Source organism: Pseudomonas sp. R4-34-07, assembly GCF_003852375.1.
Taxonomy (GTDB): domain Bacteria; phylum Pseudomonadota; class Gammaproteobacteria; order Pseudomonadales; family Pseudomonadaceae; genus Aquipseudomonas.
Genome location: NZ_CP027760.1, coordinates 5,258,624 through 5,282,563, shown reverse-complemented (window position 1 = coordinate 5,282,563; position 23,940 = coordinate 5,258,624). Strand labels below are relative to the sequence as shown.

36 protein-coding genes are annotated in these 23,940 nt (G+C 56.3%); 34 read left to right on the top strand and 2 right to left on the bottom strand.

Annotation, left to right across the window (positions count from 1 at the left end):
- The first annotated feature begins 23 nt into the window (after positions 1–23).
- The 31 genes from tuf (at position 24) to bfr (ending at position 17,383) form a co-directional block, all read left to right on the top strand.
- Positions 24–1,217 carry an elongation factor Tu gene (tuf, locus tag C4J85_RS24375; RefSeq protein ID WP_003176426.1) on the top strand — a complete coding sequence of 398 codons (1,194 nt, stop codon included), beginning with the start codon at positions 24–26 and terminating at the stop codon, positions 1,215–1,217.
- A 159-nt stretch (positions 1,218–1,376) separates the two neighbouring features.
- Entirely contained in the window at positions 1,377–1,688 is a 312-nt protein-coding gene (gene rpsJ, locus C4J85_RS24370; RefSeq protein ID WP_003186070.1) for a 30S ribosomal protein S10, read from the top strand.
- An 81-nt stretch (positions 1,689–1,769) separates the two neighbouring features.
- Positions 1,770–2,405, top strand: a complete 636-nt coding sequence (gene rplC / locus C4J85_RS24365) for a 50S ribosomal protein L3 (RefSeq protein WP_003176425.1) — start codon at positions 1,770–1,772, stop codon at positions 2,403–2,405.
- A 12-nt stretch (positions 2,406–2,417) separates the two neighbouring features.
- Positions 2,418–3,020 carry a 50S ribosomal protein L4 gene (gene rplD, locus C4J85_RS24360; protein WP_057014518.1) on the top strand — a complete coding sequence of 201 codons (603 nt, stop codon included), beginning with the start codon at positions 2,418–2,420 and terminating at the stop codon, positions 3,018–3,020.
- The gene (gene rplW / locus C4J85_RS24355) at positions 3,017–3,316 is read left to right on the top strand and encodes a 50S ribosomal protein L23 (RefSeq protein WP_002555488.1); all 300 of its coding nucleotides are present in this window, start codon (positions 3,017–3,019) and stop codon (positions 3,314–3,316) included. The genes rplD and rplW overlap by 4 nt, the downstream gene beginning before the upstream one ends.
- A gap of 14 nt (positions 3,317–3,330) precedes the next feature.
- A complete protein-coding gene (gene rplB / locus C4J85_RS24350) occupies positions 3,331–4,155 on the top strand; it encodes a 50S ribosomal protein L2 (RefSeq protein ID WP_003176423.1) in 825 nt (274 codons plus the stop codon).
- Between the two features lie 16 nt (positions 4,156–4,171).
- Positions 4,172–4,447, top strand: a complete 276-nt coding sequence (gene rpsS / locus C4J85_RS24345) for a 30S ribosomal protein S19 (RefSeq protein WP_002555486.1) — start codon at positions 4,172–4,174, stop codon at positions 4,445–4,447.
- 11 nt (positions 4,448–4,458) lie between these two features.
- Positions 4,459–4,791, top strand: a complete 333-nt coding sequence (rplV, locus tag C4J85_RS24340) for a 50S ribosomal protein L22 (protein ID WP_003103908.1) — start codon at positions 4,459–4,461, stop codon at positions 4,789–4,791.
- A 13-nt stretch (positions 4,792–4,804) separates the two neighbouring features.
- Positions 4,805–5,491: a 30S ribosomal protein S3 gene (gene rpsC / locus C4J85_RS24335; RefSeq protein WP_003176422.1), complete on the top strand. Its 687-nt coding sequence runs from the start codon at positions 4,805–4,807 to the stop codon at positions 5,489–5,491.
- A gap of 12 nt (positions 5,492–5,503) precedes the next feature.
- A complete protein-coding gene (gene rplP, locus C4J85_RS24330; RefSeq protein ID WP_003232424.1) occupies positions 5,504–5,917 on the top strand; it encodes a 50S ribosomal protein L16 in 414 nt (137 codons plus the stop codon).
- Entirely contained in the window at positions 5,917–6,108 is a 192-nt protein-coding gene (rpmC, locus tag C4J85_RS24325; RefSeq protein ID WP_002555481.1) for a 50S ribosomal protein L29, read from the top strand. The genes rplP and rpmC overlap by 1 nt, the downstream gene beginning before the upstream one ends.
- A 2-nt stretch (positions 6,109–6,110) precedes the next feature.
- A complete protein-coding gene (gene rpsQ / locus C4J85_RS24320) occupies positions 6,111–6,377 on the top strand; it encodes a 30S ribosomal protein S17 (RefSeq protein ID WP_003176419.1) in 267 nt (88 codons plus the stop codon).
- A 23-nt stretch (positions 6,378–6,400) separates the two neighbouring features.
- Positions 6,401–6,769, top strand: a complete 369-nt coding sequence (gene rplN / locus C4J85_RS24315) for a 50S ribosomal protein L14 (protein WP_002555479.1) — start codon at positions 6,401–6,403, stop codon at positions 6,767–6,769.
- Between the two features lie 11 nt (positions 6,770–6,780).
- A complete protein-coding gene (rplX, locus tag C4J85_RS24310) occupies positions 6,781–7,095 on the top strand; it encodes a 50S ribosomal protein L24 (RefSeq protein WP_003176416.1) in 315 nt (104 codons plus the stop codon).
- Between the two features lie 20 nt (positions 7,096–7,115).
- On the top strand, positions 7,116–7,655 hold the full coding sequence (gene rplE, locus C4J85_RS24305; protein ID WP_003176415.1) for a 50S ribosomal protein L5: 540 nt from the start codon (positions 7,116–7,118) through the stop codon (positions 7,653–7,655).
- Between the two features lie 13 nt (positions 7,656–7,668).
- Entirely contained in the window at positions 7,669–7,974 is a 306-nt protein-coding gene (gene rpsN / locus C4J85_RS24300) for a 30S ribosomal protein S14 (protein WP_003176414.1), read from the top strand.
- Between the two features lie 209 nt (positions 7,975–8,183).
- The gene (rpsH, locus tag C4J85_RS24295; protein WP_003176413.1) at positions 8,184–8,576 is read left to right on the top strand and encodes a 30S ribosomal protein S8; all 393 of its coding nucleotides are present in this window, start codon (positions 8,184–8,186) and stop codon (positions 8,574–8,576) included.
- A 12-nt stretch (positions 8,577–8,588) separates the two neighbouring features.
- Positions 8,589–9,122, top strand: a complete 534-nt coding sequence (gene rplF / locus C4J85_RS24290; RefSeq protein WP_003176412.1) for a 50S ribosomal protein L6 — start codon at positions 8,589–8,591, stop codon at positions 9,120–9,122.
- A gap of 10 nt (positions 9,123–9,132) precedes the next feature.
- Positions 9,133–9,483 carry a 50S ribosomal protein L18 gene (gene rplR / locus C4J85_RS24285; RefSeq protein ID WP_017135964.1) on the top strand — a complete coding sequence of 117 codons (351 nt, stop codon included), beginning with the start codon at positions 9,133–9,135 and terminating at the stop codon, positions 9,481–9,483.
- 3 nt (positions 9,484–9,486) lie between these two features.
- Positions 9,487–9,987 carry a 30S ribosomal protein S5 gene (rpsE, locus tag C4J85_RS24280; protein WP_003176409.1) on the top strand — a complete coding sequence of 167 codons (501 nt, stop codon included), beginning with the start codon at positions 9,487–9,489 and terminating at the stop codon, positions 9,985–9,987.
- Between the two features lie 2 nt (positions 9,988–9,989).
- Entirely contained in the window at positions 9,990–10,166 is a 177-nt protein-coding gene (gene rpmD, locus C4J85_RS24275) for a 50S ribosomal protein L30 (protein WP_003176408.1), read from the top strand.
- A 3-nt stretch (positions 10,167–10,169) separates the two neighbouring features.
- Complete coding sequence (rplO, locus tag C4J85_RS24270) at positions 10,170–10,607, top strand: 50S ribosomal protein L15 (RefSeq protein WP_003176407.1); 438 nt, start codon at positions 10,170–10,172, stop codon at positions 10,605–10,607.
- The gene (gene secY, locus C4J85_RS24265; protein WP_003194637.1) at positions 10,608–11,936 is read left to right on the top strand and encodes a preprotein translocase subunit SecY; all 1,329 of its coding nucleotides are present in this window, start codon (positions 10,608–10,610) and stop codon (positions 11,934–11,936) included.
- 28 nt (positions 11,937–11,964) lie between these two features.
- On the top strand, positions 11,965–12,081 hold the full coding sequence (gene rpmJ / locus C4J85_RS24260) for a 50S ribosomal protein L36 (protein WP_002555468.1): 117 nt from the start codon (positions 11,965–11,967) through the stop codon (positions 12,079–12,081).
- Between the two features lie 129 nt (positions 12,082–12,210).
- Positions 12,211–12,567, top strand: coding sequence for a 30S ribosomal protein S13 (gene rpsM / locus C4J85_RS24255; RefSeq protein ID WP_003210063.1), 357 nt, complete (start codon positions 12,211–12,213; stop codon positions 12,565–12,567).
- A 30-nt stretch (positions 12,568–12,597) separates the two neighbouring features.
- A complete protein-coding gene (gene rpsK, locus C4J85_RS24250) occupies positions 12,598–12,987 on the top strand; it encodes a 30S ribosomal protein S11 (protein WP_002555466.1) in 390 nt (129 codons plus the stop codon).
- Positions 12,988–13,005: 18 nt separating this feature from the next.
- Positions 13,006–13,626, top strand: a complete 621-nt coding sequence (gene rpsD / locus C4J85_RS24245; protein WP_003176404.1) for a 30S ribosomal protein S4 — start codon at positions 13,006–13,008, stop codon at positions 13,624–13,626.
- 22 nt (positions 13,627–13,648) lie between these two features.
- A complete protein-coding gene (rpoA, locus tag C4J85_RS24240) occupies positions 13,649–14,650 on the top strand; it encodes a DNA-directed RNA polymerase subunit alpha (RefSeq protein WP_003176403.1) in 1,002 nt (333 codons plus the stop codon).
- Positions 14,651–14,691: 41 nt separating this feature from the next.
- On the top strand, positions 14,692–15,078 hold the full coding sequence (gene rplQ / locus C4J85_RS24235; protein WP_007918448.1) for a 50S ribosomal protein L17: 387 nt from the start codon (positions 14,692–14,694) through the stop codon (positions 15,076–15,078).
- Positions 15,079–15,314: 236 nt separating this feature from the next.
- A complete protein-coding gene (locus C4J85_RS24230) occupies positions 15,315–16,763 on the top strand; it encodes a catalase (RefSeq protein ID WP_124410896.1) in 1,449 nt (482 codons plus the stop codon).
- Positions 16,764–16,918: 155 nt separating this feature from the next.
- The gene (bfr, locus tag C4J85_RS24225; protein ID WP_003176400.1) at positions 16,919–17,383 is read left to right on the top strand and encodes a bacterioferritin; all 465 of its coding nucleotides are present in this window, start codon (positions 16,919–16,921) and stop codon (positions 17,381–17,383) included.
- A 65-nt stretch (positions 17,384–17,448) separates the two neighbouring features.
- Here bfr and uvrA read toward each other — a convergent pair whose 3' ends face one another.
- On the bottom strand, positions 17,449–20,283 hold the full coding sequence (gene uvrA, locus C4J85_RS24220) for an excinuclease ABC subunit UvrA (protein WP_124410895.1): 2,835 nt from the start codon (positions 20,281–20,283) through the stop codon (positions 17,449–17,451).
- A gap of 178 nt (positions 20,284–20,461) precedes the next feature.
- Between uvrA and C4J85_RS24215 the strand changes: the two genes are divergently transcribed.
- The 3 genes from C4J85_RS24215 to tam all read left to right on the top strand — a co-directional run bounded on the left by C4J85_RS24215 (position 20,462) and on the right by tam (position 23,237).
- Positions 20,462–21,856 carry an MFS transporter gene (locus C4J85_RS24215; RefSeq protein ID WP_124410894.1) on the top strand — a complete coding sequence of 465 codons (1,395 nt, stop codon included), beginning with the start codon at positions 20,462–20,464 and terminating at the stop codon, positions 21,854–21,856.
- 9 nt (positions 21,857–21,865) lie between these two features.
- Positions 21,866–22,381 carry a single-stranded DNA-binding protein gene (locus tag C4J85_RS24210; protein WP_003232445.1) on the top strand — a complete coding sequence of 172 codons (516 nt, stop codon included), beginning with the start codon at positions 21,866–21,868 and terminating at the stop codon, positions 22,379–22,381.
- A gap of 94 nt (positions 22,382–22,475) precedes the next feature.
- Complete coding sequence (tam, locus tag C4J85_RS24205) at positions 22,476–23,237, top strand: trans-aconitate 2-methyltransferase (protein ID WP_124410893.1); 762 nt, start codon at positions 22,476–22,478, stop codon at positions 23,235–23,237.
- A 16-nt stretch (positions 23,238–23,253) separates the two neighbouring features.
- Here the strand turns inward: tam and C4J85_RS24200 are convergent, their stop codons facing one another.
- Positions 23,254–23,817 carry a cysteine hydrolase family protein gene (locus tag C4J85_RS24200; protein WP_124408309.1) on the bottom strand — a complete coding sequence of 188 codons (564 nt, stop codon included), beginning with the start codon at positions 23,815–23,817 and terminating at the stop codon, positions 23,254–23,256.
- Positions 23,818–23,940: the final 123 nt, after the last annotated feature.

Sequence of the window (23,940 nt, the reverse complement as noted above, 5' to 3'; positions counted from 1 at the left end):
CTTTAGGCAAGGAGTTAATTGTCGTGGCTAAAGAAAAATTTGATCGTTCCCTACCGCACGTCAACGTTGGCACTATCGGTCACGTTGACCACGGTAAAACCACTCTGACTGCTGCTCTGACTCGCGTTTGCTCCGAAGTATTCGGTTCCGCAATCGTTGATTTCGATAAAATCGACAGCGCACCAGAAGAAAAAGCTCGTGGTATCACCATCAACACCGCGCACGTTGAATACAACTCGCTGATCCGTCACTACGCTCACGTTGACTGCCCAGGTCACGCTGACTATGTGAAGAACATGATCACCGGTGCTGCCCAGATGGACGGCGCAATCCTGGTTTGCTCGGCCGCTGATGGTCCGATGCCACAAACCCGTGAGCACATCCTGCTGTCCCGTCAGGTTGGCGTTCCGTACATCGTGGTTTACCTGAACAAGGCTGACCTGGTAGACGACGCTGAGCTGCTGGAACTGGTTGAGATGGAAGTGCGCGACCTGCTGAGCACTTACGACTTCCCAGGTGACGACACTCCGATCATCATCGGTTCTGCTCGTATGGCTCTGGAAGGCAAAGATGACAACGAAATGGGCACCACGTCCGTTCGTAAACTGGTTGAGACTCTGGACAGCTACATCCCAGACCCAGTCCGTGTTATCGACAAGCCGTTCCTGATGCCAATCGAAGACGTATTCTCGATCTCCGGTCGCGGTACTGTTGTAACTGGTCGTATCGAGCGCGGTATCGTCAAGGTTCAGGATCCACTGGAAATCGTTGGTCTGCGTGACACTACCGTCACCACCTGCACCGGTGTTGAAATGTTCCGTAAACTGCTCGACGAAGGTCGTGCTGGCGAGAACTGCGGCGTTCTGCTGCGTGGTACCAAGCGTGACGACGTTGAGCGTGGCCAGGTTCTGGTCAAGCCAGGTTCGGTTAAGCCGCACACCAAGTTCGAAGCTGAAGTGTACGTGCTGAGCAAAGAAGAAGGCGGCCGTCACACTCCGTTCTTCAAAGGCTACCGTCCACAGTTCTACTTCCGTACTACTGACGTGACTGGTAACTGCGAACTGCCGGAAGGCGTAGAAATGGTAATGCCAGGCGACAACATCAAAATGGTTGTCACCCTGATCAAAACCATCGCTATGGAAGACGGTCTGCGTTTCGCAATCCGTGAAGGCGGCCGTACCGTTGGTGCTGGCGTTGTAGCTAAAATCATCGAGTAATTATCTCTTCTGAGATAGTTCTGATGTTTTGAAAAGGCCCCCGCTCAGCGGGGGCCTTTTTTATTGGGTTGACACCTATCAGGGCCGTCTATAGAATTGCGCCTCCTTTTAACGGGCGTATTGCGCTCGCTGGGAATAGCAGCCGGAGTCTGAAATCCAATGCAAAATCAGCAAATCCGTATCAGGTTGAAGGCTTTTGACCATCGCCTGATCGACCAATCCACCCAGGAAATCGTGGAAACCGCGAAACGTACTGGTGCTCAAGTGCGTGGTCCAATTCCACTGCCTACCCGTAAAGAGCGGTTCACCGTTCTGGTCTCCCCGCACGTCAACAAAGACGCGCGTGACCAGTACGAGATCCGCACTCATAAGCGCGTACTGGACATCGTCCAGCCAACGGATAAAACCGTTGACGCACTTATGAAGCTTGATCTGGCGGCCGGTGTGGAAGTACAGATCAGCCTCGGCTAAGACTTGGGTCTTAGTCGTGTAACGCTCTGAAATGGGCGGCCATAGCGGGTGAAAGCCCCGTACACTCATGAGGTTTACAACATGACTATTGGTGTAGTCGGTCGTAAATGCGGTATGACCCGTATTTTCACCGAAGAAGGTGTCTCCATTCCGGTCACGGTCATTGAGATCGAGCCGAATCGCGTCACCCAGTTCAAAACTGAAGAAACCGATGGCTATCGTGCAGTGCAAGTCACTGTCGGCGAGCGTCGTGCTTCGCGCGTGACTGCTGCTCAAGCAGGTCACTTCGCTAAAGCAAACGTTGCAGCTGGTCGCACCGTCATGGAGTTCCGTCTTGAAGACGGCGACTACAAGGCTGGCGATCTGATCAACGCTGAAATCTTCGCCGCTGGTCAACTGGTTGATGTAACCGGTCAGTCCAAGGGTAAAGGCTTCCAGGGTACGATCAAGCGTTGGAATTTCCGTGGTCAAGACAACACTCACGGTAACTCCGTTTCCCACCGCGTCCCGGGCTCTATTGGCCAGTGCCAGACTCCTGGTCGTGTATTCAAGGGCAAAAAAATGTCCGGTCATATGGGCGCTGAGCGCGTGACCGTGCAGTCCCTCGAAGTAGTGCGCGTCGACGCTGAACGCAATCTGTTGTTGGTCAAGGGTGCTGTTCCTGGCGCTACTGGCGGCAACCTGGTTGTACGTCCAGCGGCCAAGGCTCGCGGTTAAGGGGAAGCTGACATGCAATTAAATGTAAATGACGCTCAAGCGATCGAAGTTTCCGAACTGACATTTGGCGGCGAATTCAACGAGACGCTGGTTCACCAAGCAGTCGTGGCCTACATGGCCGGCGGCCGTCAAGGTAGCAAGCAGCAAAAGACCCGTTCCGACGTACGTGGTGGCGGTAAGCGCCCTTGGCGTCAGAAAGGCACTGGCCGTGCTCGTGCCGGTACTATCCGTAGCCCAATCTGGCGTGGCGGTGGTACCACTTTCGCAGCTCGTCCACAGGATCACTCTCAGAAGCTCAACAAGAAGATGTACCGCGCAGCACTGCGCTCCATCCTTGCTGAACTCGTGCGTACTGATCGTCTGGTCGTGGTTCAGGACTTCGCTGTTGAAAGTCCAAAAACCAAAGAACTGCTGGGCAAACTGACCAACATGAGCCTGACCGACGTTTTGATCGTGTCTGAAGCTGTTGATCAGAACCTGTACCTGGCTGCTCGCAACCTGCCTCACGTTGATGTACGTGACGTGCAAGGTTCCGATCCAGTTAGTCTGATCGCATACGACAAGGTGTTGATCACCGTGTCGGCCGTGAAGAAATTCGAGGAGCTGCTGGGATGAACCAGGAACGCGTATTTAAAGTTCTGCTTGGCCCGCACGTTTCCGAAAAGGCTACGGTTCTGGCTGACAAGAAAGGTCAGTTCGTTTTCAAGGTTGCAACTGACGCAACCAAGCTGGAAATCAAGAAGGCCGTCGAAAGCCTGTTCAGCGTGAAAGTAGAGCGTGTTACTACCCTGAATGTTCTGGGTAAGAGCAAGCGCACTGCTCGCGGTCTGGGCAAGCGTAATGACTGGAAGAAGGCGGTTATCTCCCTTCAACCAGGCCAAGATCTCGATTTCAGCAGCAGTGCTGAGTAAGGAAGGGGTGCATCATGGCAATCGTTAAATGCAAACCGACTTCCCCTGGCCGCCGTTTTGTGGTCAAGGTGGTCAACCAGGAGCTGCATAAAGGCGCTCCTCACGCACCGCTGCTCGAGAAGAAATCGAAGACTGGTGGTCGTAACAACAATGGTCGTATTACCACTCGTCACATCGGTGGTGGCCATAAGCAGCATTATCGTCTGGTCGATTTCCGTCGCAACGACAAAGATGGCATCTCCGCCACTGTCGAGCGTATTGAATACGATCCAAACCGTACTGCTCACATCGCTCTGCTGCTGTACGCAGATGGCGAGCGTCGCTACATCATCGCCCCTAAAGGCGTGAGTGCTGGTGACCAGCTGATCGCAGGTGCCTTGGCACCGATCAAGCCGGGCAACGCTCTGCAACTGCGCAACATTCCAGTTGGTAGCACCGTACACGGCATCGAATTGAAGCCAGGTAAAGGCGCGCAAATCGCTCGTTCCGCTGGTGCTTCGGCTCAGCTGATCGCTCGTGAAGGTGTCTACGTGACCCTGCGTCTGCGTTCTGGTGAGATGCGTAAAGTACTGGCTGAATGCCGTGCGACCCTGGGCGAAGTCTCGAACTCCGAGCACAGCCTGCGTTCGCTGGGTAAAGCTGGTGCCAAACGCTGGCGTGGCGTTCGCCCAACCGTTCGTGGTGTTGCCATGAACCCGGTTGACCACCCACACGGTGGTGGTGAAGGTCGTACCTCTGGTGGTCGTCATCCGGTATCGCCATGGGGCTTCCCGACTAAGGGCGCGAAGACTCGTGGTAATAAGCGTACCGACAAAATGATCGTCCGTCGTCGCAAGTAAATAGAGGGATACGACAGTGCCACGTTCTCTGAAAAAAGGTCCTTTTATTGATCTTCACCTACTGAAGAAGATCGAAGTGGCGGCGGAAAAGAACGATCGCAAACCAGTTAAAACCTGGTCGCGTCGTTCGATGATCCTGCCACAAATGGTCGGTTTGACCATCGCAGTACACAACGGTCGTCAACACGTCCCAGTTCTCGTTAACGAAGACATGGTCGGCCACAAACTGGGCGAGTTTGCCGGTACCCGCACTTATCGTGGGCACGTGGCAGACAAGAAAGCCAAGCGTTAAGGGGTTAGGAAATGGAAGTAGCCGCTAAGTTGTCGGGCGCTCGAATCTCCGCCCAGAAAGCCCGCTTGGTCGCCGACCAGATCCGCGGGAAGAAGGTGGGCGAAGCGCTCAACCTGTTGGCTTTCAGCAGTAAGAAAGCCGCCGAGATCATGAAGAAAGTGCTGGAGTCGGCCGTAGCCAACGCCGAGCATAACGAAGGCGCAGACGTTGATGACCTGAAGGTCAGCACCGTTTTCGTCAACGAAGGGCGTTCGCTGAAGCGCATCATGCCACGTGCCAAAGGCCGTGCTGATCGCATCGTCAAGCGGTCTTGCCATATCACTGTCAAGGTTGCTGACAAGTAACGGAGTCGAAGAGATGGGTCAGAAAGTACATCCCATTGGCATTCGCCTGGGAATCGTCAAGGAACACACCTCCGTCTGGTATGCAGACGGCCGGACTTATGCGGACTATTTGTTCGCTGATCTGAAGGTGCGTGAGTATCTCCAAGACAAACTAAAAAGCGCGTCCGTAAGCCGTATCGATATCCATCGCCCGGCGCAAACCGCACGTATCACCATCCACACCGCTCGTCCAGGTATCGTTATCGGGAAGAAAGGTGAAGATGTTGAGAAACTGCGTCAGGACCTGACCAAGCAAATGGGTGTGCCTGTGCACATCAATATCGAAGAGATCCGCAAGCCGGAGCTCGACGGTATGCTGGTTGCGCAGAGCGTAGCTCAGCAGCTGGAGCGTCGTGTCATGTTCCGTCGCGCTATGAAGCGCGCTGTACAGAACGCCATGCGCATTGGTGCCAAAGGCATCAAAATCCAAGTGAGCGGTCGTCTCGGCGGTGCTGAAATCGCACGTACTGAATGGTATCGCGAAGGTCGTGTGCCATTGCACACCCTGCGTGCCGACATCGACTATGCCAACTACGAAGCTCACACCACTTACGGTGTGATCGGTGTAAAGGTTTGGATCTTCAAAGGCGAAGTAATTGGTGGTCGCCAAGAAGAACTGAAACCACAAGCACCAGCGCCTCGTAAAAAAGCTGCTAAGTAAGGGGTACGCCAAATGTTGCAACCAAAGCGTACGAAGTTCCGCAAGCAGATGACAGGCCACAACCGTGGTCTGGCTCAGCGCGGTAGCAAAGTCAGCTTCGGCGAGTTCGCGCTGAAGTCTGTAGCTCGTGGTCGTCTCACCGCTCGTCAGATCGAGTCAGCGCGTCGTGCTCTGACCCGTCACGTAAAACGTGGCGGCAAGATCTGGATCCGTGTATTCCCGGACAAGCCGATCTCCAAAAAACCTCTCGAGGTTCGGATGGGTAAAGGTAAGGGTAACGTGGAATACTGGGTAGCCCAGATTCAGCCAGGCAAAGTCCTGTATGAAATCGAGGGTGTAACTGAAGAGCTGGCGCGTGAGGCTTTTGCCCTGGCTGCTGCAAAGCTGCCGCTCGCCACCGCCTTTGTTAAACGGACGGTGATGTGATGAAAGCGAATGAACTTCGTGAAAAATCCGCACAGCAGCTGAACGAGCAACTGCTCGGCCTGCTGCGCGACCAGTTCAATCTGCGTATGCAGAAAGCAACTGGCCAGTTGGGGCAGTCTCATCTGCTCTCGCAAGTTAAGCGTGACATCGCTCGCGTGAAGACTGTGCTCAACCAGCAGGCAGGTAAGTGATCATGGCTGAAGCCGAAAAGACTGTCCGTACGCTGACTGGCCGTGTTGTCAGCGACAAGATGGACAAAACCATCACCGTTTTGATCGAGCGTCGCGTTAAGCACCCGATCTACGGTAAATATGTTAAGCGTTCGACTAAGCTGCACGCGCACGACGAAACCAATCAGTGCCACATCGGCGACAAAGTCACTATTCGTGAAACTCGTCCGCTGGCCAAGACCAAGTCTTGGGCATTGGTTGATGTTCTCGAACGCGCTGTGGAAGTCTAAGGACTAGGGGTCGGAGAAATTATATGATTCAGACTCAATCCATGCTCGATGTGGCCGATAACAGCGGCGCTCGCCGCGTTATGTGCATCAAGGTGCTGGGTGGCTCCCATCGTCGTTACGCTGGTATCGGTGACATCATCAAGGTTACCGTCAAGGAAGCAATTCCTCGCGGTAAAGTGAAAAAAGGCCAAGTGATGACTGCTGTTGTAGTCCGCACTCGTCACGGCGTACGTCGTGCTGATGGCTCCATTATCCGCTTTGATGGCAACGCTGCTGTTCTTCTGAACAACAAGCAAGAGCCTATCGGCACCCGTATCTTTGGGCCAGTGACCCGTGAACTTCGTACTGAGAAGTTCATGAAGATCGTCTCGCTCGCCCCAGAAGTGCTGTAAGGAGATCCGACATGCAAAAGATTCGTCGTGACGACGAGATCATCGTGATCGCCGGCAAAGACAAAGGTAAGCGCGGTAAGGTGCTTAAGGTTCTCGCTAATAACCGTCTGGTTATCGGCGGTCTGAACCTGGTCAAGCGTCATACCAAGCCTAACCCGATGTCGGGCGTGCAGGGCGGTATCGTCGAAAAAGAAGCTCCGCTGGACGCTTCTAACGTCGCCATTTTCAACGGCGAAACCAACAAGGCTGACCGCGTTGGTTTCAAAGTAGAAGATGGCAAGAAAATTCGTGTCTTCAAGTCGACCCAAAAAGCGGTTGATGCTTGAACACTGCTAGGTAGAAGACCATGGCACGACTAAAAGAGATTTACTGGAAAGAAATCGCACCGAAACTTAAGGAAGAACTTAAGCTTTCGAACGTGATGGAAGTTCCACGCGTTACCAAAATCACCCTGAACATGGGTTTGGGCGAAGCGGTCGGTGACAAAAAAGTCATCGAGCACGCTGTTGCTGACCTGGAAAAGATCACCGGTCAAAAAGTCGTTGTGACTTACGCTCGGAAATCCATCGCTGGCTTTAAAGTCCGCGAAGGCTGGCCGATCGGCGTCAAAGTGACTCTGCGCCGTGAGCGTATGTACGAATTCCTGGATCGTCTGCTGTCGATCTCCCTGCCTCGGGTTCGCGACTTCCGCGGCCTGAATGCCAAGTCCTTCGATGGTCGTGGTAACTACAGCATGGGCGTGAAAGAGCAGATCATCTTCCCGGAAATCGACTACGACAAGATCGATGCTCTCCGCGGTCTGGACATCACCCTGACCACCACTGCCAAGAACGATGATGAAGGTCGCGCCCTGTTGCGTGCTTTCAAATTCCCGTTCCGCAACTGATTGGAGTAGGACCATGGCCAAGATGAGCATGAAAAACCGCGAGCTGAAACGTCAGCTCACGGTTGCCAAGTACGCCAAGAAGCGTGCAGCACTGAAAGCAATCATCGTTGATCTGAACGCAAGTCCAGAAGCGCGTTGGGAAGCTACAGTTGCTCTGCAGAAGCAGCCACGTGACGCAAGCGCCTCGCGCATGCGTAACCGCTGCCGCCTGACCGGTCGTCCACACGGCGTTTACCGCAAGTTCGGCCTCGGCCGTAACAAACTGCGTGAAGCGGCAATGCGTGGTGACGTACCAGGTCTGGTTAAAGCCAGCTGGTAAGTACTTTCAGCGTCAAGGTGGTTGGTATCGCAAGATACTGACCGCCGGTGACCTTGAATCTGGAACAAGCCCCTTTTGGGGCTTGTTTCATTTCCGGACTGTGTCTAAAATACGCGGCTCGCCTGAGCCCGTGTTTTTTACGCTCGGAGATTCTCGGCGACATATGTAGCCGCAAGGCTAATTTTTTGTGTATTAGGAGCGTCTAGCCCATGAGTATGCAGGACCCGTTAGCGGACATGCTAACTCGTATCCGTAATGCCCAGATGGCTGAAAAGTCCGTCGTAAGCATGCCATCTTCCAAGTTGAAGGTAGCTGTTGCCAAAGTCCTGAAAGACGAAGGTTACATTGCGGGTTATCAGATCAGCAGCGAAATCAAGCCGTTGCTGTCCATCGAGCTGAAGTACTTCGAAGGCCGTTCGGTCATCGAGGAAGTGAAGCGCGTTAGCCGTCCAGGCCTGCGTCAGTACAAGTCCGCTGAAGATCTGCCGAAAGTTCGTGGCGGTCTGGGCGTGTCTATCGTCTCCACCAACAAAGGTGTGATGACGGATCGTGCTGCGCGCGCTGCCGGTGTCGGCGGCGAAGTTCTTTGCACTGTGTTCTAAGGGGGGATAAGCATGTCTCGCGTCGCTAAGAACCCCGTTAAGCTGCCAGCCGGTGTCGAAGTCAAATTCGCAGGCCAACAGCTTTCGGTGAAGGGTGCCAAGGGCACTCTTGAACTGAACATCCATTCGTCCGTTGAGATCGTTGAAGAAGCTGGTGAGCTGCGTTTCGCTGCTCGCAATGGCGATCAACAAACTCGCGCAATGGCCGGTACCACGCGTGCGTTGGTAAACAATATGGTCCAAGGCGTAAGCCAAGGCTTCGAGCGTAAGCTCCAGCTGGTCGGTGTTGGTTACAAAGCGCAAGCAAAAGGCACGGTTCTGAACCTTGCCCTTGGCTTCTCGCACCCAGTGGATTACGAACTGCCGGAAGGCATCACCGCTGAGACCCCTAGCCAAACCGATATCCTGATCAAGGGCATCGATAAGCAGCTGGTAGGTCAGGTGGCCGCTGAGATCCGCGACTTCCGTCCACCAGAGCCGTACAAAGGCAAAGGTGTGCGCTACGCGGACGAAGTCGTCCGTCGTAAAGAAGCCAAGAAGAAGTAGGGCATAGCAAATGACCGACAAAAAAGTTACTCGACTGCGTCGCGCTCGCAAAGCACGCCTGAAAATGCACGAACTCGAAGTCGTGCGTCTCTGCGTGTACCGCTCGTCGCAGCATATCTACGCCCAGGTCATCTCGGCCGACGGCAACAAAGTCCTGGCAAGCGCCTCGACTTTGGATAAAGAACTGCGTGATGGTGCCACCGGCAACATCGACGCGGCCACAAAGGTTGGCCAGCTGGTCGCTACACGTGCTAAGGCCGTGGGCGTCTCGCAAGTGGCTTTCGACCGCTCTGGCTTCAAGTACCACGGCCGCGTTAAAGCGCTGGCTGATGCTGCTCGTGAAGCTGGGCTGGAGTTCTAAGTTATGTCAAATAACGACCAAAAGCGCGACGAAGGCTACATTGAGAAGCTGGTTCAAGTTAACCGCGTAGCCAAAACCGTTAAAGGCGGCCGTATCTTCACTTTCACCGCGTTGACCGTGGTTGGTGATGGTAAAGGGCGTGTTGGCTTCGGCCGTGGCAAGTCACGTGAAGTGCCTGCCGCGATCCAGAAGGCAATGGAAGCTGCTCGTCGCAACATGATCCAAGTTGATCTGAACGGCACCACTCTGCAGTACGCAATGAAGTCCGCCCATGGCGCTTCGAAGGTGTACATGCAGCCTGCTTCTGAAGGTACCGGTATCATCGCTGGCGGCGCTATGCGTGCTGTCCTCGAAGTTGCTGGCGTTCAGAACGTTCTGGCCAAGTGCTACGGCTCGACTAACCCGGTAAACGTGGTTCACGCCACTTTCAAGGGTTTGAAAGCTATGCAATCTCCTGAGTCCATTGCTGCCAAGCGCGGCTTGACTGTCAAGGAGATCTTCTGATCATGGCTACCGTTAAAGTAACGCTGATCAAAAGCATGACCGGCCGCATCCCTAACCACAAATTGTGCGTTAAAGGTCTGGGTCTGCGTCGCATCGGTCACACTGTAGAAGTCCAGGATACTCCCGAGAATCGCGGGATGATCAACAAGGCTTACTACATGCTGCGTGTAGAGGGTTAATCGATGAAACTCAATGATCTGAGTCCAGCGCCGGGTTCCCGTCGCGAAAAGCATCGTCCGGGCCGTGGTATCGGTAGCGGTTTGGGTAAGACTGGTGGCCGTGGCCACAAAGGTCAAACCTCCCGCTCCGGTGGCACCATTGCTCCAGGCTTTGAAGGCGGTCAACAGCCGTTGCATCGTCGCCTGCCTAAGTTCGGTTTCGTATCCCTGAAAGCCATGGACCGCGCAGAAGTGCGTCTGTCCGAGCTGGCTAAAGTGGAAGGCGACATCGTTACTGTGCAGACCCTGAAAGATGCCAACGTGATCAACGTCAACGTACAGCGTGTGAAAATAATGCTGTCCGGTGAAGTGACTCGCGCTGTCACTATCGGCAAGGGAATCGGCGCCACCAAAGGTGCGCGTTCGGCTATCGAAGCAGCTGGCGGCAAGTTCGAGGAATAAATGGCTAAGCAAGGTGCTCTCTCAGCGCTCGGCAAAGGCGGTATGTCTGAACTTTGGGCTCGTCTGCGTTTTCTGTTCCTGGCGATTATCGTCTACCGAATAGGCGCACACATCCCGGTTCCAGGTATCAACCCGGACCGACTCGCAGACCTGTTTCGACAGAATGAGGGGACCATTCTTAGCTTGTTCAACATGTTTTCCGGCGGCGCGCTGGAACGGATGAGCATCTTTGCACTGGGGATCATGCCGTACATTTCGGCATCGATCATCATGCAACTGATGACCGCCGTCAGCCCGCAGTTGGAGCAGTTGAAGAAGGAAGGTGAAGCTGGCCGTCGCAAGATTAGCCAGTACACCCGCTACGGCACTGTCGTCCTCGCCCTGGTTCAAGCTATCGGCATGTCCGTTGGCCTGGCTGGGCAGGGCGTTGCGTTCACTGGTGACTTTGGCTTCCATTTCGTCGCGGTATCCACTTTTGTGGCTGGTGCGATGTTCATGATGTGGCTGGGTGAGCAGATTACTGAGCGTGGTGTTGGCAACGGTATCTCGATGTTGATTTTCGCAGGTATCGTCGCCGGTCTTCCGAGAGCAATCGGGCAGTCTTTCGAGTCTGCGCGTCAGGGTGATATCAATATCTTCGCCTTGGTTGCCATCGGTTTGCTGGCAGTAGCGATTATCGGTTTTGTGGTGTTCATTGAGCGTGGCCAGCGTCGTATTGCTGTTCACTACGCCAAGCGTCAGCAGGGCCGTAAGGTCTTTGCTGCGCAGACTAGCCACTTGCCGCTGAAGGTGAATATGGCCGGCGTTATTCCGGCAATTTTCGCGAGCAGCATCTTGCTGTTTCCGGCTTCGTTGGGTACCTGGTTTGGTCAGTCCGAAAATATGGGCTGGCTGCAGGACCTCTCTCAGTCGATCGCTCCTGGTCAGCCGTTGAATATTCTGCTGTTTAGTGCAGGGATTATTTTCTTCTGCTTCTTCTATACGGCGTTGATGTTCAATCCGAAAGACGTAGCGGAAAACCTGAAGAAGTCCGGTGCCTTTATTCCGGGTATTCGTCCAGGTGAGCAGTCTGCGCGCTACATTGATGGCGTTCTGACTCGTTTGACCCTGTTCGGTGCTCTATATATGACGGCCGTGTGTCTGCTTCCCCAGTTCCTGGTGGTTGCAGCAAACGTTCCGTTCTACCTTGGCGGGACCTCGTTGCTGATCGTGGTCGTGGTTGTGATGGACTTCATGTCCCAAGTACAATCGCACCTCGTTTCGCACCAGTACGAATCCCTGATGAAGAAAGCCAACCTGAAGGGCTACGGCAGCGGCATGTTGCGCTGAGTACCCCATAAGGTTCGAGGAGTTGGTGATGAAAGTTCGTGCATCGGTGAAAAAGCTGTGCCGTAACTGCAAAATTATTCGCCGCGAAGGTGTTGTTCGAGTAATTTGCAGCGCGGAACCGCGTCACAAACAGCGCCAAGGCTGAGTGTGATCCGCTTGAAGCCCGGCAGCTAGTGCGCTGCCGGGTTGATTATTTGTTATTACAGCGATATTATCTCGCGCCCTATTTCTTGGCTTCCGGGGCGTAGGTAGCTGTCAATTGGAGTCCCACTGAATGGCCCGTATTGCAGGCGTTAACATTCCAGATAACAAGCACACTGTTATCTCGCTGACCTACATCTATGGTGTTGGTCGCACTACTGCGCAGAAGATTTGCGCAGATACTGGGGTAAACCCAGCCGCAAAGATCAAAGATCTGAGCGACGAGCAGATTGAGCTGTTGCGTGGCGAAGTGGCGAAGTTCACCACTGAAGGTGACCTGCGTCGCGAAATCAACATGAAAATCAAGCGTTTGATGGACCTCGGTTGCTACCGTGGTCTGCGTCATCGTCGTGGTCTTCCAGTACGCGGTCAGCGTACCAAGACTAACGCGCGTACCCGTAAAGGTCCGCGTAAGCCGATCCGCAAGTAATCGCCCACGCGAATCGACAGGAAAATTATCATGGCAAAACCTGCTGCTCGTCCTCGTAAAAAAGTTAAAAAGACAGTGGTTGATGGCATCGCCCACATCCATGCATCTTTTAACAACACAATCGTGACCATCACCGACCGTCAAGGTAACGCGCTTTCTTGGGCTACCTCCGGTGGTTCGGGTTTCCGCGGTTCCCGCAAGTCCACCCCGTTCGCTGCTCAAGTAGCTGCTGAACGTGCTGGCCAAGCTGCGCTGGAATACGGCCTGAAAAACCTCGACGTTAACGTCAAAGGTCCAGGTCCAGGTCGTGAGTCTGCTGTCCGTGCTTTGAACGGCTGTGGCTATAAGATCGCCAGCATCACCGACGTGACGCCAATCCCGCACAACGGGTGCCGTCCGCCGAAGAAGCGCCGCGTGTAATCCAGGAGATTGTAAAGAATGGCTCGTTACATTGGTCCAAAATGCAAACTCGCTCGTCGCGAAGGCACCGATCTCTTCTTGAAGAGCGGCGTGCGCGCGATCGAATCGAAGTGCAACATTGAAGCAGCACCTGGTATCCACGGCCAACGCCGCGGTCGCCAGTCCGATTACGGCACCCAACTGCGTGAAAAGCAGAAGGTCCGTCGTATTTACGGCGTTCTCGAGCGTCAGTTCAGCGGCTACTACAAAGAAGCTGCTGGCAAAAAAGGTGCAACCGGTGAAAACCTGCTGCAACTGCTCGAATGCCGTCTGGACAACGTTGTATACCGTATGGGCTTTGGTTCGACTCGTGCCGAATCCCGTCAGCTGGTATCGCACAAGTCGATCAGCGTTAACGGTCAGACCGTAAACGTTCCGTCCTACCAGGTTCGTGCTGGTGACGTGGTCGCAGTTCGCGAGAAAGCAAAAAACCAACTTCGCATTGTCCAAGCTCTCGATCTGTGTGCCCAACGTGGCCGCGTAGAATGGGTAGAAGTAGACACTGAGAAGAAGTCGGGCGTTTTCAAGAACGTTCCTGCTCGCAGTGATCTGTCCGCCGACATCAACGAAAGCCTGATTGTCGAGCTCTACTCCAAGTAAGGGCTAGAAAATAGGTGCATCCATGCAGATTTCGGTAAATGAGTTCCTGACACCCCGCCACATTGATGTGCAGGTTGTCAGTCCAACCCGCGCTAAAATTACGCTCGAGCCTCTCGAGCGTGGTTTTGGCCACACCCTGGGCAACGCGCTGCGCCGCATCCTGTTGTCCTCAATGCCCGGCTGTGCAGTAGTCGAGGCCGAGATTGACGGTGTGCTCCACGAGTACAGCGCCATCGAAGGTGTACAGGAAGACGTAATTGAAATCCTGTTGAACCTTAAAGGTCTGGCTATCAAGCTGCACGGCCGTGACGAAGTTACGCTGACCTTGTCGAAGAAGGGTTCGGGGGTGGTTACCGCTGCCGATATTCAGCTGGATCATGATGTCGAGATCGTTAACCCCGATCACGTAATCGCTAACCTGGCGTCTAACGGCGCCCTGAACATGAAGCTCACCGTAGCTCGTGGTCGTGGTTATGAACCGGCCGACTCGCGTCAGAGCGATGAAGACGAAAGCCGCAGCATTGGTCGCTTGCAGCTTGACTCTTCGTTCAGTCCGGTTCGCCGTATCGCATACGTGGTGGAAAACGCCCGTGTCGAGCAGCGTACTAACCTGGACAAGCTGGTTATTGATCTGGAAACCAACGGTACCCTGGATCCTGAAGAGGCTATCCGCCGCGCTGCAACCATTCTGCAACAGCAGTTGGCTGCGTTCGTCGACCTCAAAGGTGACAGCGAACCAGTGGTAATCGAGCAGGAAGACGAGATCGATCCGATCCTGCTTCGCCCGGTTGACGATCTGGAACTGACTGTACGTTCGGCTAACTGCCTTAAGGCGGAAAACATTTACTACATCGGTGATCTGATTCAGCGTACCGAAGTAGAACTGTTGAAGACTCCGAACCTGGGCAAGAAATCCTTGACTGAAATCAAGGACGTTCTGGCCTCCCGCGGTCTGTCCCTCGGCATGCGCCTCGACAACTGGCCGCCTGCAAGTCTTAAGAAGGACGACAAGGCGACTGCCTGATCGTCGTAATCACCGAACGTGAGTTTGGTAAGGAATGAACCATGCGTCATCGTAAAAGTGGTCGTCACCTGAGCCGTACCAGCTCGCACCGCAAGGCCATGTTCCAAAACATGGCGGTGTCGCTGTTCGAGCACGAGCTGATCAAAACTACACTGCCGAAAGCTAAAGAACTGCGTCGCGTTGCTGAGCCGCTGATCACTTTGGCCAAGACAGACAGCCTGGCTAACCGCCGTCTGGCTTTCGACCGTACTCGTTCGAAAGCTATCGTTGGTAAGCTCTTCAACGACCTGGGCAAGCGTTACGCTACCCGTGAGGGTGGCTACCTGCGCATCCTCAAGTGCGGTTTCCGCACTGGCGACAACGCGCCTATGGCGTACGTCGAGTTGGTTGATCGTGCTACTGCCGGCGAAGCTGTAAGCGCCGAGTAAGACGAGTCTGTAACGAAGAACCGGGCCTAGCGCCCGGTTTTTTGTGCGCGTAACAAAAGCGCGATATGTACAAGTTTCCCTATGGAGCAAGGGGCACTATGCGTATTGCCTTGGTTGGTAGTAATTTTCTATTGAAGTCCGCAATTTAATAAATTTGTGGGTGTCATGCCGTTGATCAATACTCCCTCCAAGCCGATTAGCCGGCAGTTTCAATTCCGACCTGAGGAAGATTGCGCATGAGCCAGAATAAAATCCTTACCACCGCCAGCGGCGCTCCCGTTGCGGATAATCAGAATTCCCGTTCCGCCGGCCCCCGTGGCCCACTGCTGCTCGACGACTTTCACCTGATCGAGAAGCTCGCTCACTTCAACCGTGAAAATATTCCGGAGCGCCGTGTACACGCCAAAGGTTCAGGCGCCTACGGTACATTCACCGTTACCCAAGACATTACTCAATACACCAGCGCCAAGCTGTTCGAGTCAGTAGGTAAGCAAACGCCGACCTTCCTGCGGTTCTCCACTGTGGGTGGCGAGCGCGGTTCGGCTGACACTGAACGCGACCCACGCGGTTTCGCCTTGAAGTTCTACACCGAGGAAGGCAACTGGGACATCGTTGGCAACAACACGCCTGTGTTCTTCATCCGCGACCCGCTGAAATTCCCCGATTTCATCCATACCCAAAAGCGCTTGCCGCAAAGCAACCTGAAAAGCGCGCAGATGATGTGGGATTTCTGGTCGCACTCCCCAGAGGCGCTGCACCAGGTCACCATCTTGTTTTCGGACCGTGGCATCCCGGACGGCTACCGCCACATGCACGGCTTCGGCAGTCACACCTACAGCCTGATTAACGCCAAGGGCGAGCGCCACTGGGTGAAGTGGCACTACAAGACCAAGCAAGGCATCAAGAACCTGGCACCGGCTGAAGCTGCGCGCCTGGCGGGCACCGATCCAGACTACGCCCAGCGCGATCTGTTCGGCGCAATCGAGCGCGGTGACTTCCCGAAATGGCGCGTCTGCATCCAGGTCATGACCGAGGCCCAGGCCAATGCTCATTACGAAAACCCGTTCGATGTAACCAAGACCTGGTCGCAGAAGGAGTTCCCCCTGATCGAGGTGGGTGAGCTGGAACTCAACCGCAACCCGCAGAACTATTTCGCTGAAGTGGAACAAGCCGCGTTCGGCCCAAGCAACATGGTTCCGGGCGTTGGCCTGTCGCCAGACCGTATGCTGCAAGGTCGCGTCTTTGCCTACGCAGATGCTCATCGGTACCGCGTTGGCACCAATCACCAGCAGCTGCCGGTGAACGCCCCACGTAACCCCGTCAATAGCTATCAGCGTGACGGTTCGATGGCCTTTGGCAGCAACGGTGGCGCAGCGCCCAACTACGAGCCAAACAGCTACGCCGATGCGCCTAAGCAGGCGCCACACTACGCGGAGCCTGCACTGGCCTTGAGCGGCGCAGCAGATCGTTACGATCATCGCGAAGATACCGATTACTACAGCCACGCCGGCGCGCTGTTCCGCTTGATGAGCGACGAGCAGAAAGCGCTGCTTACCAGCAACGTCGCCGGTGCGATGGGCGGCGTTTCCAGCGATGTGGTCCAGCGCCAGCTGCAGCATTTCTATAAGGCGGACCCCGCTTATGGAGAAGCAATCGCAAAGGCACTGGGTGTATCGCTTAACTGACTCTAAACGATAAGCAGAACCGCCCTCATTTGGGCGGTTTTTGCGTTATTTCAGCTACTTTTCTCCGGAAATCTTCGCTTTTCTGCCGTTGATCCCGTGACCTTCAAGTCAGCATGGTTCAAACTACAGACTTTCAAGCAGGGAGATGTAGGGCGATGCAAGGTCACCCCGACGTAATCGATTACCTCAACACGTTGCTGACGGGCGAACTGGCAGCTCGTGACCAATATTTCATCCATTCGCGCATGTACGAAGACTGGGGCTTTACCGAGCTCTACGAACGTATCAATCACGAGATGGAAGAAGAGGCGCAGCACGCTGACGCACTGATGCGCCGTATCTTGATGCTCGAAGGTACGCCACGTATGCGCCCCGACGACTTGGATGTGGGCACTACGGTGCCTGACATGCTCGCAGCCGATCTTCGCCTTGAGTACAAGGTGCGGGCCGCGCTCTGCAAGGGCATCGAGCTCTGCGAGCAGCACAACGACTATGTCACTCGTGAAATCCTGCGAGTGCAGTTAAATGACACCGAAGAAGATCACACCTACTGGCTGGAAAAGCAGTTGGGTCTGATCAAGCTGATCGGCCTGGAAAATTACCTGCAATCGCAGTTCTGATTCCGGCTGCAAAAAAGCCCCTGCCACCGATGAGGTGACAGGGGCTTTGTATTGGGCCCGATAAATCAGGCCCGGTCACGCTCCAGCAGCGGCTTCAGGTAGTAGCCAGTGTGGGACTGTGACATTTCGGAGACTTGCTCCGGTGTACCGACCGCAATGATCTGACCGCCCTTGGAACCGCCCTCCGGTCCTAGGTCTACCAGCCAGTCTGCCGTCTTGATCACGTCCAGGTTGTGCTCGATCACTACCACTGTGTTGCCGTGATCGCGCAAGCGGTGCAGCACGTCCAGCAGTTGCTGGATATCGGCAAAGTGCAGGCCCGTAGTGGGTTCATCAAGGATATACAGGGTTTTGCCCGTATCCCGTTTGGACAACTCACGGGACAACTTCACCCGCTGCGCTTCACCACCCGATAGCGTGGTCGCCGACTGCCCCAGCTTGATATAAGACAGACCAACATCCATCAACGTCTGCAGCTTGCGCGCCAGCGCCGGAACCGCATCGAAGAACACCCGAGCTTCCTCGATGGTCATCTCCAGGGTTTCGTGGATGTTCTTGCCCTTGTATTTGATTTCCAGGGTTTCGCGGTTATAGCGTTTGCTCTTGCACACGTCGCACGGTACGTAGATATCTGGCAGGAAGTGCATCTCTACCTTGATCAGACCGTCGCCTTGGCAGGCTTCACAGCGACCGCCCTTGACGTTGAACGAGAAGCGGCCCGGCCCATAACCCCGCGAGCGGGATTCCGGGACGCCGGCAAACAGCTCGCGAATCGGCGTGAACAGCCCGGTATACGTCGCTGGGTTGGAACGCGGCGTACGGCCAATCGGGCTCTGGTCGATATCGACCACCTTGTCCAGGTGTTCCAGGCCCTTGATGCTGTCGTGGGCCGCCGCTTCCAGGGTAGTGGCGCCGTTCAGGGCGGTGGCACTCAACGGGAACAGCGTGTTGTTGATCAGCGTCGACTTGCCCGAACCGGAAACACCGGTCACACAGGTCAGCAGGCCCAGGGGAATTTCCAGGTCCACATTGCGCAAGTTGTTGCCACGGGCACCCTTGAGGTGCAAGGCCATCTTCTTGTTGCGCGGGGTACGTTTGGCCGGCACTTGAATTTTGACCCGGCCAGACAGGTATTTACCGGTCAGGGAGTCTGGGTGAGCCATCACTTCGGCAGGTGTGCCTTCGGCGACAATATGCCCGCCATGTATGCCAGCCCCCGGTCCGATATCGACGACGTAATCCGCCAGGCGAATAGCGTCCTCATCGTGCTCGACCACAATCACCGTGTTGCCGATATCCCGCAGGTGTTTCAGCGTGCCGAGCAGGCGATCATTGTCACGTTGGTGCAAGCCAATCGACGGCTCGTCGAGGATGTACAGCACCCCCACCAGCCCCGCGCCGATCTGGCTGGCCAGGCGAATCCGCTGGGCCTCGCCACCCGACAAGGTATCGGCACTGCGATCCAGCGACAGATAGTCCAGGCCAACGTTGACCAGGAACTGCAGACGCTCGCGAATTTCCTTGAGGATCTTGTCGGCAATCTCCCCACGGCGGCCGGTCAGCTTGAGCACGCCAAAGTATTCACAGGCATCGCCGATTGGCAGGTTGGTCACCGCCGGCAACGTCTTCTCGCCAACCCACACATGCCGCGCTTCACGGCGCAGGCGAGTGCCGCGGCAATCAGGGCAAGGTTGGGTGCTGAGGAATTTGGCCAGTTCTTCACGTACGCTCGCCGACTCGGTCTCGCGATAGCGACGTTCCAGGTTTGGCACGATGCCTTCGAACGGGTGCGAACGTTTGACGATATCGCCCCGGTCGTTCAGGTATTTGAAGTCGACATTCTGCGAACCACTGCCATTGAGGATGACCTTCTGCTGGTCAGCCGGCAATTGGTTGAACGGCACCTCCAGGCTGAACTTATAGTGGGACGCCAACGACCCCAGCATCTGGAAGTAATAGACGTTGCGCCTGTCCCAGCCGCGTATCGCCCCCTCGGCCAAGGTCAGTTCGCCATTGACCAGGCGCTTGATGTCGAAGAATTGCTTGACGCCCAGGCCATCACAGGTCGGGCAGGCGCCGGCCGGGTTGTTGAAGGAAAACAGCTTGGGTTCCAGCTCGCTGATAGCGTGGCCGCAGATCGGGCAGGCAAAGCGCGCAGAGAAGATGACCTCTTCGCCCAGCTCATCGTCCATCGGCGCCACCAGGGCAATACCGTCTGCCAGCTTCAGCGCGGTCTCGAACGACTCCGCCAGGCGCTGCTGCAGATCGGCACGCACCTTGAAGCGGTCGACTACCACATCGATGGAGTGCTTCTTCTGCTTGTCGAGCTTCGGCGCTTCATCCAGCTCATACAGCTTGCCGTTGATGCGGGCGCGCACGAAACCTTGCGCCCGCAGCTCTTCAAAGACCGACAGGTGCTCACCCTTGCGCTCGCGGATGACGGGCGCCAGCAGCATCAGCTTGGCACCTTCCGGCTGGGTCAGGACCAGGTCGACCATCTGGCTGACGGTCTGGGCTTCCAGCGGAATATCGTGGTCCGGGCAGCGGGGAATACCCACCCGTGCATACAGCAGACGCAGGTAATCGTAGATTTCGGTAATGGTGCCCACGGTGGAACGCGGGTTATGGGACGTCGACTTCTGCTCGATGGAAATGGCCGGCGACAACCCTTCGATAGTGTCGACGTCGGGCTTTTCCATCATTGACAGGAACTGCCGGGCATAGGCCGACAGCGATTCCACATAGCGCCGCTGGCCTTCGGCGTACAGCGTGTCGAACGCCAGGGACGATTTGCCCGAGCCGGACAGGCCGGTGATAACGATCAATTTGTCCCGGGGCAGGGTCAGGTCGATGTTCTTCAGGTTGTGGGTTCTAGCCCCACGAATCAGGATCTTGTCCAAGATGGCCTCGCACGGCGGGCGTAAATAATGCCGGAGTATACGGCTAAAGACTGGATGAATATACACTGTCAAAAGGCCGCTTGCAGCCTTACATGAAAGCTGCGCGGCAAAGCGCCGCATATACCCCCTCAATCGATGGGACTGGTAGAATCGCCGCCGGTTCACACGAGGTTTTTCCATGCACGATCCCCATAGCGAACGCATGAGTAGCGGCGAGACCCGAGCGGCAAGCGGTCTGGCCCTGGTGTTCGCCTTCCGTATGCTGGGCATGTTCATGGTGTTGCCGGTGCTGGCGACCTATGGGATGGATCTCGCCGGCGCGACCCCCGCATTGATCGGCCTGGCGATTGGCGCCTATGGCCTGACCCAGGCGATCTTCCAGATTCCGTTCGGCATTATTTCCGACCGTATCGGCCGGCGCCCGGTGATTTACCTGGGGCTGATCGTGTTCGCCCTCGGCAGTGTGCTCGCGGCGCAGTCCGATTCGATCTGGGGCGTGATCGCCGGACGTATCCTGCAGGGCGCCGGGGCGATTTCCGCCGCGGTAATGGCGCTGCTGTCGGACCTGACCCGCGAACAGCATCGCACCAAGGCCATGGCCATGATCGGCATGACCATCGGTTTGTCGTTTGCCGTGGCGATGGTGGTCGGTCCGCTGCTGACGCGCGCCTTCGGCCTGCATGGGTTGTTTCTCGCCACCGGCGGCATGGCATTGTTCGGTATCGTGATCGTGGCCTTTATGGTGCCGCGCTCTACCGGCACGCTGCAGCACCGTGAATCCGGGGTCGCGCGCCAGGCGCTGTTGCCGACCCTCAAGCATCCGGACCTGTTGCGCCTGGATTTAGGTATCTTCGTGTTGCACGCAATGCTGATGTGCAGCTTCGTCGCCTTGCCCCTGGCCCTGGTGCAAAAAGCCGGGTTGCCCAAGGAGCAGCACTGGTGGGTCTACCTGACCGCGCTGTTGGTTTCGTTCTTCGCCATGATCCCGTTCATCATCTACGGCGAGAAGAAACGCAAAATGAAACGAGTTTTACTCGGCGCCGTCGCGACACTGATGCTCACTGAACTATTCTTCTGGGAGTTCGGCGACAGCCTGCGGGCGCTGGTGATCGGTACGGTGGTGTTCTTCACCGCGTTCAACCTGCTGGAGGCGTCATTGCCTTCGCTGATCAGCAAGGTTTCACCGGCCGGCGGCAAGGGCACGGCGATGGGCGTGTATTCCACCAGCCAGTTCCTCGGTTCGGCGCTGGGTGGGATCATGGGCGGCTGGATGTTCCAGCATGGCGGTTTGTCGGTTGTGTTCCTCGGATGCGCCGGGCTGGCTGCACTTTGGCTGGCCTTTGCTGTTACCATGCGCGAACCTCCGTATGTGACGAGCCTGCGCTTGCCGTTATCGCCTGAAGCGATGCGCGAAGCTGGCCTGGCCGAGCGCCTCAAGGCCGTCGTTGGAGTAACGGATGCAGTAGTGATCGCGGAAGAAGCTGCGATTTACATCAAATTGGACACCGAATTATTGGATCGCGCGACGCTCGAGCAACTGGTCAACCCAGTGCCGACAGCGCGCCCAGCCTAGGAGAACGTTATGGCCCGTGGGGTTAACAAAGTCATATTGGTCGGTACATGCGGCCAGGATCCCGAAGTTCGCTACCTGCCGAACGGTAACGCCGTGACCAACCTGAGTCTGGCGACCAGCGAACAGTGGACCGACAAGCAGACTGGCCAGAAGGTCGAGAAAACCGAATGGCACCGTGTGTCGATGTTCGGCAAGGTTGCCGAGATCGCCGGTGAGTACCTGCGCAAAGGTTCGCAGGTGTACATCGAAGGCAAACTGCAGACCCGCGAGTGGGAAAAAGACGGCATCAAGCGTTACACCACCGAAATCGTGGTCGACATGCAAGGCACCATGCAACTGCTGGGCGGCCGTCCACAGGGCGACCAACAGGGCCAGGGAGGCATGTCCAACTCGGCACCGCGTCCACAGCAGTCGCGTCCGCAGCCAAGCCAGCAGCCTCAGCGTGAGTCGCGCCCAGCGCCACAACAGGCCGCGCCGCAGCCAGCTCCGGATTTCGACAGCTTTGATGACGATATCCCGTTCTGAAGTCTGAGACCCAGAACCCCCAAAACCCCCGATAGCCCCTGGCTTCGGGGGTTTTTTATGGGGCATGCTTAACCGCCAACGAAGGAGAACTGTGATGACCTGGTCCGCCAAGCAATACACGATGTTCGAGCAGCAACGCACGCGCCCCGTCCGCGACCTGGTGGCGGCGATTCCCAATACCGACGTGGGCACAGCCGTCGATTTGGGCTGTGGCCCCGGCAATTCCACCCAGGTGCTGGCCGAGCGCTTTCCCCATGCGCACATCACCGGCATGGACAGCTCCGACGACATGTTGATCGACGCGCGCAAACGCTTGCCGACGCTCAGCTTCGAATTGGCGGATATCGGCGCCTGGACCCCGGCGCAGCAGTTCGACGTGATTCTCGCCAACGCGTCCCTGCAATGGTTGCCGGACCACGCCACGCTGTACCCGCACCTGGTGCACCAACTGACCCCCGGCGGCACGCTGGCGATACAGACGCCGGACAACCTCGACGAGCCTGCCCACCGGCTCGCCCGCGAAGTCGCGGCGCAGGGGCCATGGGCTGCAAAGATCGGCGCGGTCAAGCATAACCAGCGGCATTCGGCGAGCTATTACTACGAGCTGCTGAGTCGGTACTGCACTACCGTTGACGTATGGCGCACCACCTACCAACATCCGCTGGCAGACCACGCGGCCGTGGTGGAGTGGTTCAAGGCTTCAGGGCTGCGACCCTTCCTGGCCCCCCTGAATGATGGCGAACAAGCTGCGTTCCTGCAGGAGTACCAGGCGCGGATTAGCCACGCTTACCCAGCCCTGAGCGACGGCACCGTGTTGCTGCCATTCCCGCGCCTGTTCATCATCGCCACGCGCTGAGGTTACTCAGCGGCGGTCAAGCCACCGCCGCTTGGGCCTTCAGATAGTCATTTGTCGACACCACGCCCGCATACCCGAAGGCCAGCGACGCCATGTATGCGCCATGCACCTGCGCGGCGGGAATCACCTGCCCATTGAATTCCTGGTCGCGGGTCGCGCACGCATCGTGGATCACCGTGACCTTGTAGCCCAAGTCCGCTGCTGCCCGCACCACCGCATCGATGCACATATGGCTCATGCTGCCGGCCACAACCACGTCGGTGATGCTGCGCTGTTCCAGCAACTCGCGCAGGTTGGTCTGGCGAAAAGCATTCACAAAATGCTTGAGCACCACCGGCTCATTGCCCTGGTTCAGCACTTTGGCATGCAGATGAGCACCTTCTGAGCCCGGCGTGAAGAACGGCGCGTCATCGCCTTCGAACTCGTGACGAACGTGAATCACGGCATCCCCGGCCTGACGAAAGGCCTGCAGCACTCGCGCAGCGTTGTCTGCGGCGGCCTCCACACCATCAAGCGGCCACTTGCCTTGGGGGAAGTAGTCGTTCTGGATATCGATCAGGATGAGTGCTTGCTTGGCCATGTGGATTGCCTCGTGATGGGTTGATAGGCCCAGTATCTTAGCTGGCGCCGTCGCCGGATATCGGGTGCGATGCATGTGAATCGTGCAGAACGCCGCTTACCCGCGCCCGCGTCGTGCAGAATG

What these genes read in the sequence shown, in the direction of transcription:
- C4J85_RS24200 (WP_124408309.1), bottom strand. Translation starts at nt 23,817, where the DNA reads ATGGCCAAGCAAGCACTCATCCTGATCGATATCCAGAACGACTACTTC.
- rpmJ (WP_002555468.1), top strand. Translation starts at nt 11,965, where the DNA reads ATGAAAGTTCGTGCATCGGTGAAAAAGCTGTGCCGTAACTGCAAAATT.
- rpsE (WP_003176409.1), top strand. Translation starts at nt 9,487, where the DNA reads ATGTCAAATAACGACCAAAAGCGCGACGAAGGCTACATTGAGAAGCTG.
- C4J85_RS24210 (WP_003232445.1), top strand. Translation starts at nt 21,866, where the DNA reads ATGGCCCGTGGGGTTAACAAAGTCATATTGGTCGGTACATGCGGCCAG.
- rplC (WP_003176425.1), top strand. Translation starts at nt 1,770, where the DNA reads ATGACTATTGGTGTAGTCGGTCGTAAATGCGGTATGACCCGTATTTTC.
- rpsM (WP_003210063.1), top strand. Translation starts at nt 12,211, where the DNA reads ATGGCCCGTATTGCAGGCGTTAACATTCCAGATAACAAGCACACTGTT.
- rpsD (WP_003176404.1), top strand. Translation starts at nt 13,006, where the DNA reads ATGGCTCGTTACATTGGTCCAAAATGCAAACTCGCTCGTCGCGAAGGC.
- rpmD (WP_003176408.1), top strand. Translation starts at nt 9,990, where the DNA reads ATGGCTACCGTTAAAGTAACGCTGATCAAAAGCATGACCGGCCGCATC.
- rplF (WP_003176412.1), top strand. Translation starts at nt 8,589, where the DNA reads ATGTCTCGCGTCGCTAAGAACCCCGTTAAGCTGCCAGCCGGTGTCGAA.
- rplW (WP_002555488.1), top strand. Translation starts at nt 3,017, where the DNA reads ATGAACCAGGAACGCGTATTTAAAGTTCTGCTTGGCCCGCACGTTTCC.
- rplR (WP_017135964.1), top strand. Translation starts at nt 9,133, where the DNA reads ATGACCGACAAAAAAGTTACTCGACTGCGTCGCGCTCGCAAAGCACGC.
- rpoA (WP_003176403.1), top strand. Translation starts at nt 13,649, where the DNA reads ATGCAGATTTCGGTAAATGAGTTCCTGACACCCCGCCACATTGATGTG.
- rplV (WP_003103908.1), top strand. Translation starts at nt 4,459, where the DNA reads ATGGAAGTAGCCGCTAAGTTGTCGGGCGCTCGAATCTCCGCCCAGAAA.
- rpsC (WP_003176422.1), top strand. Translation starts at nt 4,805, where the DNA reads ATGGGTCAGAAAGTACATCCCATTGGCATTCGCCTGGGAATCGTCAAG.
- rplN (WP_002555479.1), top strand. Translation starts at nt 6,401, where the DNA reads ATGATTCAGACTCAATCCATGCTCGATGTGGCCGATAACAGCGGCGCT.
- rplO (WP_003176407.1), top strand. Translation starts at nt 10,170, where the DNA reads ATGAAACTCAATGATCTGAGTCCAGCGCCGGGTTCCCGTCGCGAAAAG.
- rpsN (WP_003176414.1), top strand. Translation starts at nt 7,669, where the DNA reads ATGGCCAAGATGAGCATGAAAAACCGCGAGCTGAAACGTCAGCTCACG.
- C4J85_RS24230 (WP_124410896.1), top strand. Translation starts at nt 15,315, where the DNA reads ATGAGCCAGAATAAAATCCTTACCACCGCCAGCGGCGCTCCCGTTGCG.
- rplQ (WP_007918448.1), top strand. Translation starts at nt 14,692, where the DNA reads ATGCGTCATCGTAAAAGTGGTCGTCACCTGAGCCGTACCAGCTCGCAC.
- rplD (WP_057014518.1), top strand. Translation starts at nt 2,418, where the DNA reads ATGCAATTAAATGTAAATGACGCTCAAGCGATCGAAGTTTCCGAACTG.
- secY (WP_003194637.1), top strand. Translation starts at nt 10,608, where the DNA reads ATGGCTAAGCAAGGTGCTCTCTCAGCGCTCGGCAAAGGCGGTATGTCT.
- rplX (WP_003176416.1), top strand. Translation starts at nt 6,781, where the DNA reads ATGCAAAAGATTCGTCGTGACGACGAGATCATCGTGATCGCCGGCAAA.
- rpsQ (WP_003176419.1), top strand. Translation starts at nt 6,111, where the DNA reads ATGGCTGAAGCCGAAAAGACTGTCCGTACGCTGACTGGCCGTGTTGTC.
- tam (WP_124410893.1), top strand. Translation starts at nt 22,476, where the DNA reads ATGACCTGGTCCGCCAAGCAATACACGATGTTCGAGCAGCAACGCACG.
- C4J85_RS24215 (WP_124410894.1), top strand. Translation starts at nt 20,462, where the DNA reads ATGCACGATCCCCATAGCGAACGCATGAGTAGCGGCGAGACCCGAGCG.
- rpmC (WP_002555481.1), top strand. Translation starts at nt 5,917, where the DNA reads ATGAAAGCGAATGAACTTCGTGAAAAATCCGCACAGCAGCTGAACGAG.
- rplE (WP_003176415.1), top strand. Translation starts at nt 7,116, where the DNA reads ATGGCACGACTAAAAGAGATTTACTGGAAAGAAATCGCACCGAAACTT.
- rpsK (WP_002555466.1), top strand. Translation starts at nt 12,598, where the DNA reads ATGGCAAAACCTGCTGCTCGTCCTCGTAAAAAAGTTAAAAAGACAGTG.
- rpsH (WP_003176413.1), top strand. Translation starts at nt 8,184, where the DNA reads ATGAGTATGCAGGACCCGTTAGCGGACATGCTAACTCGTATCCGTAAT.
- rplB (WP_003176423.1), top strand. Translation starts at nt 3,331, where the DNA reads ATGGCAATCGTTAAATGCAAACCGACTTCCCCTGGCCGCCGTTTTGTG.
- bfr (WP_003176400.1), top strand. Translation starts at nt 16,919, where the DNA reads ATGCAAGGTCACCCCGACGTAATCGATTACCTCAACACGTTGCTGACG.
- rpsJ (WP_003186070.1), top strand. Translation starts at nt 1,377, where the DNA reads ATGCAAAATCAGCAAATCCGTATCAGGTTGAAGGCTTTTGACCATCGC.
- rplP (WP_003232424.1), top strand. Translation starts at nt 5,504, where the DNA reads ATGTTGCAACCAAAGCGTACGAAGTTCCGCAAGCAGATGACAGGCCAC.